Annotated in this window: 13 protein-coding genes; 3 read left to right on the top strand and 10 right to left on the bottom strand. The window is 48.8% G+C overall.

Going from position 1 to position 20,088, the window contains the following annotated elements:
* Window positions 1-120: 120 nt before the first annotated feature.
* Entirely contained in the window at window positions 121-1,425 is a 1,305-nt protein-coding gene (locus NDI35_RS08385) for a sensor histidine kinase (protein WP_445312330.1), read from the bottom strand.
* Entirely contained in the window at window positions 1,418-2,092 is a 675-nt protein-coding gene (gene rppA / locus NDI35_RS08380) for a two-component system response regulator RppA (RefSeq protein ID WP_445312329.1), read from the bottom strand. Before rppA ends, NDI35_RS08385 begins: the two co-directional genes overlap by 8 nt.
* 159 nt (window positions 2,093-2,251) lie before the next feature.
* Between rppA and NDI35_RS08375 the strand changes: the two genes are divergently transcribed.
* Window positions 2,252-2,641, top strand: a complete 390-nt coding sequence (locus NDI35_RS08375) for a hypothetical protein (RefSeq protein WP_445312328.1) — start codon at window positions 2,252-2,254, stop codon at window positions 2,639-2,641.
* Between the two features lie 234 nt (window positions 2,642-2,875).
* Here NDI35_RS08375 and NDI35_RS08370 read toward each other — a convergent pair whose 3' ends face one another.
* The 6 genes from NDI35_RS08370 to NDI35_RS08345 all read right to left on the bottom strand — a co-directional run bounded on the left by NDI35_RS08370 (window position 2,876) and on the right by NDI35_RS08345 (window position 10,422).
* Entirely contained in the window at window positions 2,876-4,198 is a 1,323-nt protein-coding gene (locus NDI35_RS08370) for a ferredoxin reductase family protein (protein ID WP_445312327.1), read from the bottom strand.
* A 32-nt stretch (window positions 4,199-4,230) separates the two neighbouring features.
* Window positions 4,231-5,013, bottom strand: coding sequence for a superoxide dismutase (locus tag NDI35_RS08365; protein WP_445312326.1), 783 nt, complete (start codon window positions 5,011-5,013; stop codon window positions 4,231-4,233).
* A 1,312-nt stretch (window positions 5,014-6,325) separates the two neighbouring features.
* Entirely contained in the window at window positions 6,326-7,027 is a 702-nt protein-coding gene (locus tag NDI35_RS08360; protein ID WP_333246778.1) for a rhomboid family intramembrane serine protease, read from the bottom strand.
* 27 nt (window positions 7,028-7,054) lie between these two features.
* Window positions 7,055-8,701, bottom strand: a complete 1,647-nt coding sequence (locus NDI35_RS08355; protein WP_445312325.1) for an alpha-amylase family protein — start codon at window positions 8,699-8,701, stop codon at window positions 7,055-7,057.
* Window positions 8,702-8,824: 123 nt separating this feature from the next.
* Window positions 8,825-10,048 carry a PQQ-dependent sugar dehydrogenase gene (locus tag NDI35_RS08350; RefSeq protein WP_445312324.1) on the bottom strand — a complete coding sequence of 408 codons (1,224 nt, stop codon included), beginning with the start codon at window positions 10,046-10,048 and terminating at the stop codon, window positions 8,825-8,827.
* Window positions 10,049-10,227: 179 nt separating this feature from the next.
* A complete protein-coding gene (locus NDI35_RS08345) occupies window positions 10,228-10,422 on the bottom strand; it encodes a hypothetical protein (protein WP_445312323.1) in 195 nt (64 codons plus the stop codon).
* Between the two features lie 314 nt (window positions 10,423-10,736).
* Here NDI35_RS08345 and NDI35_RS08340 point away from each other — a divergent pair, with 314 nt between their 5' ends.
* On the top strand, window positions 10,737-12,080 hold the full coding sequence (locus NDI35_RS08340; protein ID WP_445312322.1) for an APC family permease: 1,344 nt from the start codon (window positions 10,737-10,739) through the stop codon (window positions 12,078-12,080).
* A gap of 25 nt (window positions 12,081-12,105) precedes the next feature.
* Window positions 12,106-12,771: a methyltransferase domain-containing protein gene (locus NDI35_RS08335; RefSeq protein ID WP_445312321.1), complete on the top strand. Its 666-nt coding sequence runs from the start codon at window positions 12,106-12,108 to the stop codon at window positions 12,769-12,771.
* Between the two features lie 309 nt (window positions 12,772-13,080).
* Here NDI35_RS08335 and NDI35_RS08330 read toward each other — a convergent pair whose 3' ends face one another.
* Both NDI35_RS08330 and NDI35_RS08325 read right to left on the bottom strand, forming a co-directional pair.
* Window positions 13,081-14,451, bottom strand: a complete 1,371-nt coding sequence (locus NDI35_RS08330) for a Rid family detoxifying hydrolase (RefSeq protein ID WP_445312320.1) — start codon at window positions 14,449-14,451, stop codon at window positions 13,081-13,083.
* A 301-nt stretch (window positions 14,452-14,752) separates the two neighbouring features.
* Entirely contained in the window at window positions 14,753-20,077 is a 5,325-nt protein-coding gene (locus NDI35_RS08325) for a hybrid sensor histidine kinase/response regulator (protein WP_445312319.1), read from the bottom strand.
* Window positions 20,078-20,088: the final 11 nt, after the last annotated feature.

Here is a 20,088-nt window from a genome sequence, read left to right as displayed (position 1 = left end):
GAGTAGGTGCGCGACAGCGACAGATCGACAATAGTGCGATCGGCTGTAGAAGTTAATAAAGTCGCGCACTTTCCCCTCTGCGGCTGAAACCGCAACTACACAATCGATCGCAACTGTGATTCAAGAGTGACAATCTTCGATGTCCCCGTTATAGCCGCAGGATATCTTCTCGGACAGGGGCAGTTCTATTTGAAACAGAGAACCTTTCCCAACCTCGCTACTTACCGTTAGGTGTCCGCCGTGAGCTTCCACAATTTGCTGGGCGATCGCCAATCCCAATCCAGAGCCGCCTTTCTTCCGTGTTCGTACCTCATCAACTCGGTAAAATCGATCAAAAATGTGTGGCAAATCTACATCGGGAATGCCGATTCCCGTATCTTTTATTTGAATTAAAATGTGATGAGATTGAGTCAATAACCGCAGCCACACTGTTCCTTCAGGTAAGGTATATTTGCAGGCATTGGTGAGTAGATTAGTGATAGCTTGTTTTAATAAATCAGAATTGCCTTTGATGATAACTCTCTCTTCAGGCAGTTCTAAATGAAGGCTTAAATGCTGGGCAACACCCTGTATTGATGAAGTGGCGATCGTATCTTTTAACAGGTCATTCAAGTGAATCGATTGAATCGATTTTGCGTCTAACTGTCCTGCCTGTCGTGCTAAAAACAAAAGATCAGTCACCAACCGATTCATCGACTTAGCCGTTTCAGCAATCTTTTCCAATCGAGAGTGCTTAGGCTTGCCGGCATCGACTGGGCTGAGTAAGCCAACCTGGGCATTGCTGAGTATGGTGGCAAGCGGTGCTCTTAGTTCGTGGGAAGCATCAGACGTAAATCTTTGCATTTGGACATAGGCGTTTTGAATCGGTTGCATAGCCAATCCGCCTAAAAACCAACCTACTAGACTAATCACGCCCAAGGTCAAGGGCACTGTTACCACCATCACAATCAGTAACTCTCTCAGTGTTTTCTGAGCATCCGTCAATGGGATGGCAATCTGGAGATAGCCAATCGTGCGTCCATTGTAGTCAACCGGAAGCGTTAATTGTCGCAGCCACTCGGGGGAAGACTTAATGGTTTGAAACGCCGCGATCGCCTGAATCTGATCCGAGGGCTGCGCCCCATAAAACTGTTGCAGTTGTCCAGTCGCTGAATACCAGCGAGCGTAAACAACTTCACTGTCAGAGGGAGGAGAATAATTCCCCAGAATCGGAACGTTACTCAGATCGATGTGTTCTTTTCCCTGCCGCAAACCATAGTCAATATTGGCAGCCATGACTCTTGCTTTTTTGTAGAGTAGCCGATCGCTCTCTTCTAAGCTGTTAACCGCTCGCTGGTAGTAAATGATCCCTGCAAAAATGAGGAGAATAGTCCCCATCGACAGCGTAAACCAGTGGGCAAGATTGCGGCGGCTACGATTAAACATCTGGATTCAAGCGATATCCCATACCATATACGGTTTCTAGCCAACTGCCAGCACCTATCACCTGCAATCGCTGCCGCAGACGACGCACTAGGACAGTAATCGCATTACTCTCCGGTTCGCTGCCCCACTCCCACAAGGCTTGTTCAATTTGGCTACGGGAGAGTACCTGACGAGGATGGCGCATCAGATACTCTAGAAATAGAAATTCACGACTCGATAAATGCAGACTTTGATCCCCCCGTTCAATAGCCAGCGTTGATAGATGTAGAGTCAGATCTTCAACCTGTAAAGTATCCCCTTTCCAAAGCGGCGATCGTCGTCCCAATGCCCGCACCCGTGCCAGCAGTTCAAACACATCGGCAGGTTTGATGAGATAATCATCGGCTCCCGCGTCTAAACCGCTAATTTTGTCAACAATCGCATCTTTGGCAGTCAACAGCAAAACAGGGGCCGTTTTTCCCAGACGGCGGTATTGCTGGCATAAGCTTAAGCCACTGACCTCTGGTAATAACCAATCCAGGATCAACAGATCGTAGTCCCGCTTCGATAAAATCCACTGGGCCGTCGCCCCATCTTCTACACCATCCACAATATGTCCTGCCTCAGAGAGAGCAGCTTGAAGTGGCTCCAGTTGATCTACATCGTCTTCTACCAGGAGAATTCGCATCTGTCTAACCATTGTTCGGCAAATTGTCTGTATGGTAGAGAAGAAATTTAGGAAAAGCCTCCATCACAGGTAAGATTTATGCCCATCTGTTGCTAACTAAAATGTTGGTAGTTTCTCCAGATTATTTCGAGCAATCTAAATCTAAAATTCAACATTCCAATGGCTTTACCTCGCTTCCTACCACTTTTACACCGCGCTGCCTGGGAATTCTGGTTACCCCTGCCTTTGGTAGCAGCCTTATTCTGGACTACAGGTAACTTCATCGCGGGCAAAATTCTAAGCTGTCCTTATCACTCTGTCAACAAACTCCAGGCAGATAGACAGTTAAATCGGAGATTACCAGTAACAATCTTGACCATAAATGCAGAAATCGATCGCAGCCTGGGTGTTACCACTATTTTTGTCAACACCAGTGACTCAACTTTAAAGAAGCTGGAATACGAGTTTCCAGTAGCCCAAACCAGTCAGGTCGAAGCAACGATCGCCCAAGAATTAGCAATGCCGGTTGAAAATGTCCGCAAATTGATCAGCTACCGTATTAAGAACTAAGCGGATGATCGAAAAATTGCTGCACCATTCGCGAGTGGGAAATAGATTAAGTGCCGCCGATCGTAAGCATGGATTTAGTGCCTGTGATGAGAAGGACTAGAAATTGTGTCTTCTCTAAGATCGATAGGCTCAATTCGAGTTTGAATCCAGGCAAAGAGAACAGCAACTCCCAACAAAATGAGCGTTGTGCCTGCTACCAGTTGCAACATGATACTGTAACGCATAGCCCCCCCATTAAGCTAAATCAAAGTGTTCCATGTGAACGTTCGTAACGGGAACATTTAGTTCAAATAACGCCCGCTCAACTGCATCCATCATCACCGGAGCCGCACAGACAAAGTAATGCCGACTGCCCCGATGAAGAGGAATGTATTTTTCCAATAATGCTTGGTCAACATAACCTGTGTCACCTGCCCAATCGTCATGAACTTTTCGCAACACATAGACGATCGATAGATCTAATTTTTCCTTTAAAGCGTCTAGCTCTTCTTGATAGGTCAGGTCGTCCCAGGAGGAAGCCGCGTAGATGAGCAAAAAGGGGCGATCGTCCTTTCGTTGGGCCGCTGTCAACAGGATGCTGAAAATGGGTGTAATCCCCACTCCACCAGCAATCAACACAAAGCCAGCGCTGTCCCAATAGCGCTCGGTCGTAAATACCCCATAGGGCCCATCCAAATACGCTCTCGTTCCCGGTTGAACATCTTTGATGCCTTTGGTGAAATCTCCGATCGCCTTGATACCAAACTCGATGCGATCGGCGCGATCGGCACAAGACGACATCGAAAACGGATGTTCTCGCATACTCAACGGGGTAATATTCAGCGTCAACCAGGCAAATTGACCGGGTTCAAAGGTAAAGCCTTCATGTCCCAGCGGACGCAATGCCAGCGTCCAGACATCACCCCGTTGTGGCAGCACTTCCTCTACCACATAGGGCTTTTGAGTCATCAACCAGGGTTTGACCAACCGCACATAAACGATGAGCCAGAGCGAGACGAGAATAATACCTCCCCATAGCACAGCTTTCCAGAACAAGCCTAAATAATTGCCAACGGCGAGGGCATGTGCAAAGCCGAACCCCACTGCCACCACTGCCAGAATGGTGTGAGAGGCTCGCCAGGGTTCGTAGGGAATCTTTAGTGGTTTGCGCCAGATGGTTGTCACCACCATTGCCAGAAATGCCAGTGTACCCAAGACTGCCATCCGCGCCCGCCAGGGCGCCTGGGGAAAGTTGAGTAGTTGTAGGGTTTCCGGTTGAGCAATAAATAAGATAACTGGATGTACCAGCACCATGAAAAATGCCACCAGTGAGGTATAGCGATGAAACTGCAGCAGGATATCAATCCCGTAAGAGGTTTCGATCCGATTGACGCGGGCCGTCAGGATAAATTGCAACGCCATCATCGCCAAACCAATAAAGCCCAGCGCTACCGAAAACTCAGTCCAGAATCCACGTCCAGAGGGAGCCGGATGCAGTAACAGCACCAACAGGGGAAGTAGAGTTAGTGACAGATACCCTACAATCCAGAGAACAGCAACAGCGCTCGGGCTATGCATCAACAACCTTCTCATATCAAACTCCTAGACGATTATGGTTGGGATGCGAGTTGAAACCGTCGGTTTACTTCTTCCCAGTTGACCACATTCCACCAATTGGTCAGATATTCAGCGCGGCGATTTTGGTAGCGCAGATAATAAGCGTGTTCCCAGACATCGTTGCCCAGGATTGGGTATAAGCCTTCGGTAATCGGATTGTCCTGATTGGGCGTTGTGGTAATTTGCAGTTGTCCTTGGGAATTACGAACTAACCAAACCCAACCACTGCCAAAGCGACCGCCCCCCGCTTCGTTAAACTGTTTTCTAAAGTTCTCGAAACTCCCAAAGGTTTGATTGATGGCTTCAGCAACTGCACCAGTAGGTTGCCCACCCCCATTGGGACTCATAATTTGCCAGAAAATCGTGTGGTTTAAATGCCCACCCCCATTATTCTGAACAGTTGTGCGAATAGCTTCCGGCACACTGTTAAGATCACGTAGCAAAGCTTCAACACTACGGTTCTGCAAATTCGACTGTTGCTTTAATGCCTCATTGAGATTGTCAACATAAGAGGCGTGATGGCGATCGTGATGAAGCTTCATGGTTTCGGCATCAATAGCTTTCGCCAATGCACCATACTCATAGGGCAACGGCGGTAGTTGCGCGGGGTAGGCACTCAGTTCCCCAGCCCGTGATGCGACAGCAGATGGTTGAGTCGTCGAGGGGGATGTCTGCGATGTCTGCGCCTGTGGTGTCGATTGACAGGAAATGATCAGCAGGACTACCGCAGCTCCTGCTATCAAAAAACGGATAGGTTGTTGTAAAAAGTTTTTCATCGTTCTCGGTCAATTTAATGAGGTAAAAAAGACGGTTTGACAGATTCGGAAAAGCCAGCACGATCGGCAGTAGCTCTTGCTTCGCTAAGAGCTTCGCCTGAAATCACCAGGATGGAGCAAGGAGGATGAGGAACGACATAGTTACTGACACTTTCTACTAGCACCTCGGCTAACCTTTTGGTTGCTCTACGACAACAATAAGGTCTGCTCCCCATTCTCGAGATACATGGCAAATCGCCCGTCCTGGCTTTCCCTTTTCGTAGCTAAAGTCTACTAACATATGCCACGCCTTCACTTCTGCTGGTAAAGCTGCCATAGCTTTTGATTTTTCTCCTCTCCTGCACTTAGGGAAGTGATGGGAGTGTACTGACTCAAGAGAGATGGGTCAATACAATGGAAAACTTGGCAAACAGCATTCTCTTGTTTTGCTAGGGTAAGCGCTTGCTCAAAGAGAAAGGGTGTAAAGGGTGATTCATCAAAGGCAATCAAAATCCTTATTAATTTCCTTCTACTGATTAGCCATGAGCTAATTAGCATTGGAGTAGATTCGACTCAGACTGAAAAAGATCTGATCTAAGCGTTTAAGCTCTTATCTTTTAGAGTCACAAGTAAATGTGACTAAAAAATGACAAAATTTTTTATTCCCGGCTGGCGGGGTGACAAGCCCACTTGAAACCCAGATGGGGCAAAGGTTGAGCTTCGTTGTGGAAAAAAAAATCGACCGCCGAATTGTGACAGGCTAGCTTATCCTAAAAAAATGCTACCGACATCCTATCAGAACCATTTACAAAAACAACTGACACACGCTCAGTTTATGTTAATTACAATCTTGGTTGGCTTGATACAATCAGAAAAACAAGTCAATCGATTTTAGATTTTAGATTTTAGATTTTAGATTTTAGATTTTAGATCAATAGTCCGGACAGTTTTTATATAGCCCAATGGCTTATTCTCGCTTGACTTTGAGCCACTGTGGATAATTAAATCAATGTCAGGTTAGAGCTGAGCCCACGGGTATTTCCCTATCCAAGAACAGCCGAAAGTCGCCGTCGCAAGCTACACAGATTGCTGGACATACCTCAATGCCAAAAATACGGCAAACGGAGTACAGGGAGGCGTGGGCGCAAGATGGAGAGCAGTGGGCAAATTATCTCGAACGATATTATGAATCTGTGCAAGACTTAACGAAAACTCGAAATAAGCGTCGCTTTTATCAACAGGTATAGGGGCTGCAACCCTGATTATGCTTAGTTTGTAGACCTTTTTGTCACCCTCCCAGATTACTTGACTAATTGATCGATCGTTTCTGAAATTAACGCTCTTTTGACGCAAAGAGACCAAAGAGAGGACCCAGAAGGACACCAAAGACGAATCCTCCCGCATGTGCCCAGTAAGCAATACCACCACCTTCCATGCCGACATTACTGCGTATCTGCAAACTGGCAATACCGTACAAAGCTTGTTGGACAAACCAAAAGCCCAGGAAGAAAATTGCCGGGATACGGAAAGTTGTTATAAAGAATCCTAACGGAACCAAGGTCAGAATTTTAGCGTGAGGAAAGCGAAGAATGTAAGCTCCAAGGACACCCGCTATCGCCCCACTAGCTCCCAACGCAGGCACCGTAGACTGCATTGAGAAAAACCACTGCGCCAACCCTGCTAAGGCTCCACAAAGCAGATAGAAAATCAAAAACTTGATATGTCCCAACTGGTCTTCGATGTTGTTGCCAAATACCCACAAAAACAGCATATTCCCACCCAGGTGCAAAAAACCTCCATGCAGAAACTGCGAGGTAATGAGTGTCATCGCTTGAAGTAGAATTTGTGTGAGATCACCACTTTGAAAACTGGTAGTTAATTGATTCGGAACAACCGCATAGGCTTGTACAAAACTCTGCAATTGCGGAGCTGATAAACTTGCCTCATACCAAAAAATAACGATGTTGATACCAATTAACCCATAATTGACGTAAGGAGTAATTCGGGTAGGATTGTTGTCGTGAAGGGGAACCACAATACTTCTTCCTTGTATGGAAATCGGTTAAAAAGGCTGGTTGCCCACGCGAAACCAATGGTAACCGTAGCCTTTGAGATGAATTTTATGAGAGGAATCCACGATCGCCTCATCCGGCTGATCTTCAAACAAATCAATCAAATATTTGTTGGCATCCTCTTGGAGTGTCAATGTTGCTGTACAGGCAGCTTCTGCCAGATTATGTACGGCAATAACCACCCTGCCCTCCCATTCACACCGATGGGCAAATACACTGGGGTGATTTGCCTCCAAGATTTGCCATGCGCCCCAACCAAACTCTGGGCATTCCTTCCGCACGCGGATGGCGCGTTCCATCCAGTTGAGCAACGAGTCAGGGTTTCGACGTTGAACCTTGACATTCAAATGCTCGTAGCTGTATTCGCCTTCGGAAATAACAGGAAGGAGGAGTCGATCGGCCTCGGCCGTCGAAAATCCACCATTGGGCGCACTCGACCATTGCATTGGTGTCCGAGCCGGATCGCGCTCTTTCAATGATAAGTCATCGCCCATACCCAATTCTTCGCCATAGTTAATCACTGGCGTGCCTGGTAGGGTTAGCAGCAAACTATAGGTTAGTCGCAGTCGCTGAATATCGCCGTTGACCATAGGAGCAAATCGACGACGGATACCGCGATCGAAAATCCACATTCGATCGCGATCGGGCGCAAATGCCCCTGCAATTTCGTCTTGCTGAACATTGGAGAGTTGATCGAGCGACAGTTCATCATGATTGCGAATAAAGTTTGCCCATTGCCCAATGGGGGGGACATCTGGCAATTCTTTAAATGCTTCAATTAGTGGAGTTGCCGTTTCCTGTGCCAGGGCAAGCATTAAATGTTGATTTCCCCAAAAGTTAAACAGCATTTGCATCCGGTTGCCATCCCCAAAATACCTGGATAGTGCTTCGGGAGGTTCATTGGCTTCTGCCAGCAAAATCGCATCTCCCCGTCGCCAGGAAAGAAAATTCCGCAGTTCATCAATGTAGATGTAAGGATCATCGACTCGCTCAAACAGGTTATCAGCCTGTCTCAGTTCAATGAGATAGGGAGCGGCATCAATCCGAAACCCAGATACGCCCAACCTCAACCAAAACCCCATGATTTTTTGAATCTCTATCCTGACTTCAGGATTAGTAATATTCAAGTCAGCCTGATGGTCATAGAACCGATGGGCATAATAGGCTTCTGCTTCTGGTTGATATGCCCACGTCGCTTTCTGAAAACCAGGGAATATAATACCTTCTAGCAAATCCTGCGGTTTCTCTTTTGACCACAAGTAGTAGTTCCAGTATTTGGAGGTTTTATCTTTACAAGCTGCTTGAAACCAGGGGTGCTGATCTGATGTATGGTTGACAACCAAATCAACAATAACCCGGATTCCTCGTTCTTCTGCCCTATGGGTGAATGCAACAAAATCTCCCAATGTTCCTAAACGAGGATCGATGCTGTAGTAGTCCATCACATCGTACCCATTATCTTTATTGGGAGATGGATAGAAAGGCATGAGCCAGATGCAGGTAACGCCCAACCCAGACAGGTAATCAACGCGCTCAGTCAAGCCTGCAAAGTCACCAATGCCATCACCATTCGCATCCATGAAGGTTTTGACATCGATGCAATAGATGATGGCATTTTTGTACCAGAGATCTAGCATTAGAATTACCCATTCAACTCCTAAAAGAACAGGTAAAGCAATCGCTTGAGCGATCGTGATTCTCTACCTGTTTTCAATTTGAAGCCCAAAAGTGATCAGAAGGTGACAGGTTCAAAAACTGACTCAGCGAGTAATGCGAAGAATCTTGTCCTGCTCTGGTGGGCAACTGCCGCGACCATCACAATTACTGGTGGTCACATACAATTCGCCATCGGGGCCCATAATCGCTTCTCTGAGCCGTCCCTGCTGCCCCTGCAAATAAACTTCATGCTGCTGCACCTGACCCGATCGAGGATCAATGACTATTCGCTGCAATTGCTCTGCCCGCAGTCCTGCAACGATGAGGTTGCCTTTCCATTCAGGAATCGCATTACCTGTGTAGATGGTGGCTCCTCCGGGGGGTAATGCCTGCTGCCACACGATCGCAGGGGTTACTAATCCTTGCTGTGATTCACAGCGGTAGATAGTGGGCCAGCCCAAATTATCACCTGCCTGGGCAACACTGACTTTATCGTGTCCCGATCGCCCTAACTCGCCACTGGGGCCATGATCGCTGACCCACAGAGTCGATACATTCACCCAATCAAACCCCTGAGTATTGCGAATCCCCAGGATATAAACTGGATTTCCTGGGAAGGGATTATCAGCGGGTACCTGGCCATCAGGGGTGACGCGCAAAATCTTGCCTGCAAGACTTTTGACATTCTGAGAAAGGTTTGGATCTCTGGCGTCTCCGGTGCCAATATAAAGCATCCCATCGGGACCAAATCGAATCCGTCCGCCGTTGTGGAATTGAGCAACGGGAATATTGTCAACAATGGTGCGATCGCGGGTTGCACTCACTCCATCTTGGGACAACTGCCAGCGTTCCACACGATTCACTGGAGTGCCATTTTGGTTGGCGGTGAAATACACATAAAAGAATCGGTTATTGGCAAAATCGGGATGAGCGGCAATGCCCAGTAATCCACCTTCACCGCGATCGCTGACATTGATGGTGGCGATCGCTTGGGGGCGCAGCTTGCCATTTTGCACTAGCCGCACCCGTCCCGATCGTTCAGAAACAAGCAAATCGCGGTTTGGTAAGAAGGCAATCCCCCAGGGAACATCCAGCCCTGTCACTACTTCCTCCACCCGTACACTCACCTGCCCCTGCGGACCAAACCCGTCTTCCACCAATTTGCAACTGGCTGGCTGGGCAGTTTGATTAGTTTGTGCCTGTTGCGCTTCACTACTAATTTGGACAGAAGTCGGTGTTTCGCGCACCTGCGCCTGGGGAGAAGTGCAGCCAACTAGACCCATGATGCTCAACATTAGCCCACTTTTAAGAATGTTTTTTCGTTTCATGCCTTTTTACCTGCTAATTACTTTTGAGCTATGCTCCAATTGCCATCAATTTTTGTGAATCAAAGAAAAGACCTAACACCGCTTATCCACCTGTTCAAATCACTTTTTCTTGTAGACACGATCGATCGTCGTTTAATCACTTTTAAGCCGAAAATTTGCCGACAATACCAAGCCCTGATCTAGCAATCCAGTGCTTTTAACCATTCAACAACATGATTGCTATTGTGCAAGATCGTGTAGAGTTGCTCATCTTGCAAAAGGCTGAGTCCCGTTTCTGGATTATCTGTGAGGTTGTCTGATTGGCGATCGAAGCGCTCATGTATTGATGTCAGGAGTGACGCGGATTTGGTAGATGCTACCTCAACTGCAAGCAATGGTTCGTTCTGGTTTGATTATCCTGCAAACCATCGAAGCATGGCAACCTGCTCTGAGTAATTAATTGGAAAAATGTGGGAATTGTCACCTTTGAGTCACATTTGCTGTTGACGCTAAGAGTAGACCTTGATTGTCAACCCTCTCCTAAATAGGTTTTTGAGGATGAACAATTCACGTTTCCAGCAACTCTTTTTAATTTCTGGTATCACAGGAATTCTAATTCTTCTGAGTGGGCGTCGGATTTTTGGGCAAAACGGAAATTGCTTTACGCCTGGGTGTCGTTAAAAATTCTACTCGTTGAGAAGCTAAAACTGTGGATAGATTAGAGAACACTGCACTGGTGGAACGTAACGAACCCCAAACAGGGGCTCCAAAACCCTCTATTACTCTAATTGAAGCGATCGCCTTGATTGTCGGGCTAGTAATCGGCGCAGGCATTTTTGAAACCCCTGCTCTGGTCGCTGCTAATACCGGAACGGTTGGTGGTGTCATAGGAGTCTGGCTGATAGGCGGTGTTGTGTCATTGCTGGGGGCACTTTGCTACGCCGAATTGGCAACTACATATCCCCATGTCGGCGGCAACTACTACTACCTGAAACGGGCATTGGGGCAACCGATCGCGGTTTTATTTGCCTGGGCACGCATGACCGTGATTCAGACTGGATCGATCGCGCTGCTGGCATTTGTGTTTGGCGACTATGCCTCTCAGCTACTTCCACTAGGTGGCTACTCGCCTGCAATTTACGCAGCACTCGCCATCGCCTTGCTCACAATGCTGAATATCATTGGACTGCGCCAGAGTAAAAGCCTCCAGAATGGGCTAGCGGTGATACTCGTTTTAGGCTTACTGCTGGTCATCGTAGTGGGTCTGGCATCCTCCCTTCCTCCCGTCGGGCCCATTTCTTCCGATGCCTCTCGTACCTCTTCCTGGGGCTTAGCGCTGGTCTTCGTGTTGCTGTCCTATGGGGGTTGGAATGAAGCCGCTTACATTTCTGCCGAAATTCACAACCCGCAACGCAATATTGTGCGATCGTTCCTCTGGAGTATTGGCATCATTACAGGACTTTATCTGCTGATTAATCTGGCATATCTGCGGGGATTGGGTATCGCAGGCATGGCTGACTCTCAAGCCGTTGCATCAGATTTACTGCGGCGAGTGCTGGGTGAACCGGGAGCCGCGTTTGTGAGTTTACTGGTTGTGACCGCCACGCTGGGGTCGATCAACGCCAGCATCTTTACGGGGGCACGCAGCAGCTTTGCTCTGGGGCAGGATAGGTCTGCGTTTCGCTGGTTGGCACGCTGGCATCCGCATCCGAGTTCACCGACAACCGCTTATTTATTGCAAGGTGCGATCGCCCTGACGCTGATTGGGCTGGGAACCTTCACCCGCAAAGGATTTGAAACAATGGTGGACTACACTGCGCCCATCTTCTGGTTTTTCTTTTTGATCAGCACTCTGTCGTTAATTGTTTTACGCATTCGAGAACCCGATCGACTTCGCCCGTTTAGCGTACCGCTTTACCCGATCATTCCCATAGTGTTCTGCGCTATTTGTGGCTATTTGCTCTATTCCAGCCTGGTCTATACAGGCATCGGCGCGATCGTAGGGGTCATCGTTGTTCTACTGGGTATTCCCTTTGCCCGTCATACTACATAGCAACTTTTTTTGGAGATTTACGATCATGCAACTCAAAACCATTAGGCAATCATTCTTTGTTGGCGTTAGCATTCTCAGTTTTGCTGCGATCGGCTGTACCGAACAACGTAACTTTGAGACAGTGGCTCCAACTCCGGCTGCCACATCCCCAACTAATTCTGTTTCTGATCTGGCTCAAGCGACTCCTAGCCCCACAACAGCAGCTCCCACCCGTCAACCCGATGTCGTTTACGTTCCAACCCCTGTACCTGTTGTGAATGAAATGCTGCGGCTGGCAAACGTGCAAGCCAATGACGTGGTTTACGACTTGGGTAGTGGCGACGGTAGGATTGTGATTGCAGCCGCTCAAAAGGTTGGCGCGCGGGGCATTGGTATTGATATCAACCCTGAACGCATTCGAGAAGCTAACGAGAACGCCAAAAAGGCTGGCGTGACCGATCGTGTCCAGTTTCGTCAGGAAGATTTATTCCAAACAGACTTCAGTGAGGCAACAGTTGTCACGCTTTACCTACTGCCAGAACTCAACGTAAAACTGCGGCCCAAATTACTCAGTGAATTAAAACCAGGTACGCGCATTGTGTCCCATGAATTCGATATGGGCGAGTGGAAACCTGAGCAGGTAGTAAAAGTGGACGGCAGAACAGTCTACTACTGGGTTGTACCTGAAACTCCTCCTGCTAATTTGAAGTAGTGATATCAAATCCGTTAGCATCGGAATAGTAAATTCGAGTTCACTGTTGACTGTTCACGGCGTCAACCGTCAACCGTCAACATCATTCCGGTGTAACCGGAAATGATATGAGACTATTGCAGCTTGATGAGTCATACAGCGTATTCCAGCTTTATGAAGTACACCCCAGAAACCGGGTTTCTTTAGAGTTCTCGCATCATTACTGATTCTGTTGCTCGAAACCCGGTTTCTCGCGATCTACATCTCTTCAGACTATACATACCTTGCAAATCGATCGATCTTCCTGCCAGGTCAGCAGTCTAACTCACGTTAAATAACCGCAATACAGTCAATTTCAACTAACACATCTTTCGGCAAACGCGAAACCTCCACACAAGCGCGCGCCGGTGCAGTTTCCGCATCAAAATATTTCGCATAAACCGCATTCACGGCGGCAAAATCATTCATATCTTTGAGGAAAACCGTAGTTTTTACCACATCCAACCAAGTAGCGCCGGCTTCTGTGAGAATGGCTTCGAGATTTGCCATAACTTGTTCGGTTTGTTTTGCCACGTCGTCGGTGTAGACAATATCGTTTAGTCTAATGTCGATCGCAATTTGGCCAGCTACAAACAGCATAGTGCCCGTAGCGGCGATCGCTTGATTGTATGGGCCCACGGGTGCCGGTGCTTTGTCAGTACGAATAATTTTGCGCGTCATAGATGTCACTTTTTGAGAGAGTTTTTCGGAAGTTTCTGGCTGGTTGAGTTCTGTGTCAGAGGTTTTAGGCTGGTAGATTTCTCCATCGGGCATTATAGCACCCGTGAAGTCTGCATTTTCGATATTCCAACCATAGGTTATTGCATTCATCAAGTTAGCCATCTTCAAATTGGCTCCTTTCAGATTTGCATTGCTCAAATTTGTCTCGTGCAGATTTGCTTGCTCTAGGTTTGCCCCTTGCAGATTAGCTTTGTCGAAATATGTTTTTTCCAAGTTGCATCGACTCAAATTAGCTCCCTCAAGATTGGCATTGCTCAAATGTGCTCCTTGCAGATTGGCTTGCTCTAGGTTTGATCTTTGCAGATTAGCTTTGGTGAGATAGGCTTTTTCTAAGTCGCATCGACTCAAATTAGCCTCAGCTAGATTCTCGCTAGACAGACCAAATTTAGGCATATTTACTTCTTGTAAATTAGCTCCTTGAAAATTAGTTTGTAGAATTTTTGCGCCACCTAACTCCGCACGACTTAATTCTGCCTTAGTGAAACTTGCCCCAGTCAAATTTGCATCAGTCAAATTTGCGAGGCTCAGGTTTGTCTCAATCAAAGAAGCTAAAGTTAGATTAGCAGAGGCTAGATTTGCTCCCCTCAAGTTTGCTTTATTGAGATTGGCATTAGTTAAATTGGCATTAATTAAGTATGCTCCACTTAAATCAGCACCACTGAGGTCGGCCCAAGATAGATTTTGTGAACTAGATGTGGCATTGGTCAAATTCGCACTTTTTAATGATGCCCTGCTAAGGTTTGTCTTGTGAAGGTTAGCCTTAATCAGGATTGCTTCACTCAATTCTGCCCTAGACAAATTGGCATCCTCTAAATCAATCCCGCTTAAGTCTACACCTTGAAGGTCTACCCCACTTAGCTGTGCAGTCCGAAATTTTCTTTCGCCTTTAGCGTATCTTTCTAAAAGTTCTTCAGCGTTCATTCATAACCTCGATCGCCCTTCCGCTACACCCCACTTTCCCAGCCTACCACCAAAACCGAAAGCGCGATCTAAATCCGCATCAATCCATTTTCATCTGCGGTCAATCAACTCCCTTTTTCAACCGCAGATAAACACAGATAAACCCAGATAAATTATATCAAATTCGTCCTTCCTCGGAATCATCGCTCTCTCTGTTCTCTTTCTCTGCGTTCTCTGTGTCCTCTGCGGTTTAATCATTCTGATTTCATCTGCGGTTAACAAATTCCCATTTTTCAACCGCAGATAAAAGCAGATTTACACATTACACACCAACCGGAGCACCAACAACCTCACCTTTCAACATCCGAGAAGCAGCATCAAGCAATTGCTCCTCCAAATAAGGCTTAGTGAAATAGCCCTTCGCGCCCAAACTGTAAGCCATTTGGCGGTGTCTGTCAGCACCGCGAGAAGTTAGCATCGCGATCGGCAATTCACACAAAACAGCATCTTTCTGCATCCGAGAAAGTAGTTCCAAACCGTCCATTCTCGGCATCTCAATATCGCAGAAAACGATATCGCAAGGCAGACCAGATTTCATCTTTTCCCAAGCTTCCTTACCGTCGCGAGCTTCTTCCACGCGATAGCCAGACTTCTCGAAAGTAATCGACAAGAGCGATCGTACCGTAATCGAGTCATCCACAATCAGCACAGTCGGCTCAGTCTTCTCGATTTCCGCCTCCTTAGTAGCCTTCTCGCTCTCATCCCAAAGCGTACCGCCAGTGTCCTTCCGCAGCCTTCCGGTAGCCAAATCTATCAGTTCCAGAACGTCCGCAATCGCCACGATCCGACCGTCCCCGAGCACCGTGGCCCCAGCAATCCCGATCGGCTTCGGCACCGGCCCCTCCAACGGCTTGATCACAATTTCCTGTTCCGTCGAAACCTGATCCACCTGCACCGCTAAGAAATTGCCAGCAGACCGCAGCACGATCACCGAAATCATGTCATCGTCAGTATTAAACCCGTAAACACTGCCCCGTCCCAAATGGCGGTTGTAGGCCAGCAAATCCCGCAGCGGCCGGAACGGCAAGCTTTGACCCCGCCACTCAATGCAAGGCAAACCGTCTGCCCCCGTCGTCACCTGATCGCGAGGCACATCGATCATATCCTCGACCCCATCCATCGGGAAAGCAATGCGAGCTCGATCGCTAATGCAAGTCAGAGCCTTAGAAATGCTCAACACCAGAGGTAAACGGATGGTAAACACAGTCCCCTTGCCGATGGTTGAATCGATCGACACAGTACCGCGAATCTCCTGCAAGGAAGTCTGCACCACATTCATACCGACTCCCCGGCCGGCATACTCCGTAGCCTGTTCCTGAGTGCTGAAACCCGGCATAAACAGCAAATCGTAAACTTCCGAGCGAGACATCCTCTGAGCCTGAGCCGCCGTCAGCATACCCTGCTTAATCGCCTTCGCCTTCACCCGTTGCGGGTCAATTCCCGCCCCGTCGTCAGAAACCGAAACTACCGTTTGGTTCCCTTGGTGGAAAGCGCGAATGGTAATCCTGCCGACAGCAGGCTTCCCAGCCGCCAGACGCACCTCCGGCGCTTCGATCCCGTGAGTAATGGCATTGTTCACCAAGTGAGTCATCGGGTCATATAGCTGATCCACAATCATCTTGTCGATCAAAATCTCCTTACCCTCAACCTGCAACTGAGCCTGCTTCCCGCACTTAATCGCAATTTCCCGCACCGCCCGGAACAACCTGTCCGTCGTCTCCGCAAACGGCTTCATCCGGGCGCGAGTCAAACCTTCTTGCAGTTGAGTCGTGACTTGCCGCAGTTGGCGAGTCACCTGATCCGCCTCATCCACCAAAAACTCAATGTCCGCCGCCGACTCCCGCACCCGCACGATCAGCTCGATAATCTCCTGAGCCAAACTGTGGAAAGGAGTAAACCTGTCCATTTCCTCCGGTCTCCAGGCACTTTCCCGGGTGTGGGCCGAATCCTCAGAGCGCCAGGCCGATCGGTGTCCCTGACGGTTTGCCAGCAAAGCAATCTCCAAAAGACTCCGCTCGTAGAAATCCTGAGTCCGCTGGCTCACATCGCTCAGCAGCGTTACCTGGTGCAGCAAATTGTCCAAAAACTGCCGCATCCGTTCTTGGTCTTGCTCCAAACTGTTGCGGTTTACCACCAGTTCCCCCATCAAATTGCTGAGGTTATCCAGTTGCTTGATCGGCACCCGCATCGTTTGGTCGCCGAACCCGCCCGCGCGCATATTGCGCCTGGGTCTGTTGATCGCCGACGGCCCCATATTGCCTTCCCCTTGGCGGCCGCTGTCCTTGGGATCTTCCAGCAGTTTTTCCAAATCGCCAAATTCGTCGTCGCTCTCATCGGCAGCAGTGCGCGGAGCTTTACTAGCAGTTGTCGCCGGTGCAGGAATTTCTGGCATAGTTGCGCTCTCGCTGAGGAGTTCTTCGAGATCCGAGAAAACTTCTGTATTTACCGGACTCTGATTTGTGCTGCCAGAAGCTGCTATGACAGCTCCAGCACCCCCTGCAATTAACAGTGCTTCTAAATCGTCAAAATTGCCTTCGGCATCCTCCTCGCCTGATTCGCCTTCGGCAAAAAAGTCTGCCAGCGACCCCTCATCTAACTCCGAGGAATCGGCCTCGCCCGACTCGTCCTCAGCGTCCCAAAAGCCCGTCGTCAGTTCCGAAGTCACCAGAACCTCAGCATCGATCGAATCCAACAAATCATCAAAACCCTCCAACTCTTGGTTGTTGAGAGTAGCCCCGGTTTCCATCGCCGAGAGCAAGTCAGCATCGCCATCAAACATACCATCGAGAGATTCTGCAGGCAGTGGCTCTAAATCCGCACTTAAAAAATCCGTTTCTAGGGCATCAAACAAATCATCTTCGCCCTCAGACTCCCCGGCGCCATCTGTTTCGGATCGATCGAACAAATCCGCACCCACCTCGTCGAACAAACCCTCGGCAGGCTGGGCAGACAACTCCTTCACATCCACAGCCGCACCGTCATCTGGCGCCGATCCAGCATCTGGCTGCTGCACCATGCCTTCGGCAAACATATCCTCCAAGAAATCGAAAACTGCGCCCTCATCAGATTCGACATTTGAAATTTCCGACTCAGGACGATCATCGGACAAAGCCCCAAGTTCAACCTCTGCCGAATTTGTCAAGTCTTGGTCGAAGTCTTGGTCGGAAACAGCGGCACCATTGTTCTCGAACAAACTCCCCAAGTCGCCCTCCTCAACTCCCACATCCGCACTCAGCAATTCTGAATCCCCATCATTCCGCCAACCCCCACGGGCTTGCCCCGAAGCTTCTCCGTCATACTCAGTACCCGTAGGTACAGAACCGAACAGCTCAGCCAAATCCGCCGCTTCTCGGGAAGTAGCCGATCCTTGGCCATCCCGCACAGTTTGTTCATCCTCAGAAATCGAACCCGAGGTCATATCCCCAAACAGCGCATCTAAATCCGTATCGTCCACTTCCAGGTTGAGCGATTGCACAGACTCGTCTTCCAGGCCGAAAGCATCTTCTAGCCAGTTTTCATCCGCAGAGATATCTAAATCAGAATTTGATGTCATGTTAAGAACGTTGCCCATTTCCTCATTTTGTGGGATGCCTGCAGCTTGATCTCGATCGCCCCCGTTCTCCCCACCTTCGTCTTCTGAAGAAAGGAAATTAGAAGTAATCCCCAACAGCTCGCTCAAATCCGAGTCCTCGCCAACCTCAGAGAACAACTCGAAATCATCCATTTCAGGGAGAGCAGACGCTTCGGCATCCGCTGAATCATTATTGCCCCCCCCTGCTGCAGGCTCCTTCGATTCTCCGTCTAAAGCCTCCGATTTCAGAGAAGACTCCGAAGAAACTGCCGGCACACCCGTTGCCTCAGATAAGCCTAAATCGCCGAACAAGTTATCGAAATCAGCATCCTCCGTAACACCAGCAGAAGTTTGGGCCGCCACTTCGTCCAAAAGCGTACCGAGAGCATCTTCGTCCGCTTGTCCCCTGGCTGGGGCCACCGTGTCTTCTCGTCGCTCCAAACCGTTCCTACCGTTACCCGTTTTAAGTTGTTTGCGAGTTAACCGCTGGCTCGAACCCCCATTTTTCTGACCGGCAGCTACTGCCGAGCCATCTGCCTCTTCTCCAAACAGCAAATCCTCCCCAAACAAACTCGTCAGGTCATCAATCGGAGGCTTCGTGTTCGTTTCGGAAGTTTCCGCATCGTATTCGTCAAACAACAAATCAGTAAAATCGCCGGAATTGTCATCGTCTGACCCCAGCATTCCCGCCGCCGATATCCCAGAAGACTGTGCATAGTCGAGGTCTTCTTCTTCTTCCCAAGCGCCGTCGAGCTCCGGGGACTCGCCGTCAAACAAGTCAGCTAAAGTGTTGAGTTCTGCCGCGCCCACTTCCGGGCCGCTGCGGGTCGAGCCTCTAAAAGCACCCGTCTCCATATCCGATTCTGCGAAGGCTGAATCCTCGTCGAACTGGACAGATCGAATGCCACTGTCATCGTTGCTGTCGCCACTGTCTAGTTGGTCGAACAGCTCGTCTATACTCAGCCCAGAAATAGTCGGCAGCAACTTGTTCAATCCATCCGTGGAATCGCCCGATCCCACCAGATCCCACGCCTCATCCTCAACCGAAACCACATTTGTCCCGGATTTACTCGGTTGAGCGAAGGCCAGCAAATCTTCAAAATCCGTTTCTGGAACCAAAACAGCCGGCTGCAGCGCCAGAAGTTTTGCGCTTGGTGCGATCGACGATTCTAGACCAGAAATTACAAGTTCTTGCGCTTGTTTGATGTCTTTGATTACCGTTGGGGCTAAGGTTCGGTAGCTATTTTCTGGGTTGGCGATCGCCTTGGATACAGCTTGGATCAATTCTATCCAGCAGGGCAGTTCAAATTCTTCCCCTGCCCTGAGCAAATTCCGACAAATATTCTTGAGTTGTCGCCTGCTTTCTGGTCCCTCGGGCTGTTTAAACTCTTGCAGGAGTTCCCGCATCCTCGCCGGCACGTCTGAGTCAAATACTAGCAGCAGCGCGCTGTCTTCTGTTGCTCTGGCATCAGGTGCGTAAACTGAGCGCGAATCCGGAATACTCCTTGATGAGGCCAACGCCCCGACTCCCATCCCCGCCATAACTGGTTCGGGTACTGACATCGCGTAGCTCTCGTCTGCATGGTGTTCTCCGTGTCCAACGAGTCCCCCCAAGTGCCCGTTGAGTTCTTCAAATACTGGTTCTAATTCTCGAACCATCTGTTCTCCCAATTCTTCTGTCAGTCCAAAAGGCCCCGACAGTTGCTCTAAGAGCCCTTGCAATGTGTCAAAAATTCGCAGGAAAAGGGATTCTAGCTGTTGGTCTACTTTAACGCTGCACTCTTTTAAAACTTTAAAACTATCTTCTAGTCGGTGAGCTGTTTGCTGAATGCTGGTCAGCCCCAGCATTGCTGCTCCTCCTTTGACAGAGTGAGCGGCCCTAAATACTTCGTTGACCAGTTCTGGGTCTTCGATCGTGGTTTGCAGATTCAGCAAGCCTTGTTCGATCGTATTGAGGTGGTCTTTTGCCTCCTCAATAAAGTAGCCCATTATCCTCTGTTGTTGCTCCGGCAGCATAGTTTTATTCC

Source organism: Microcoleus vaginatus FACHB-2002 (assembly GCF_040004035.1).
Lineage (GTDB): Bacteria > Cyanobacteriota > Cyanobacteriia > Cyanobacteriales > Microcoleaceae > Microcoleus > Microcoleus vaginatus_C.
Note: the sequence above shows the minus strand (reverse complement) of the source record. Positions and strands in the feature narration are given on the sequence as shown.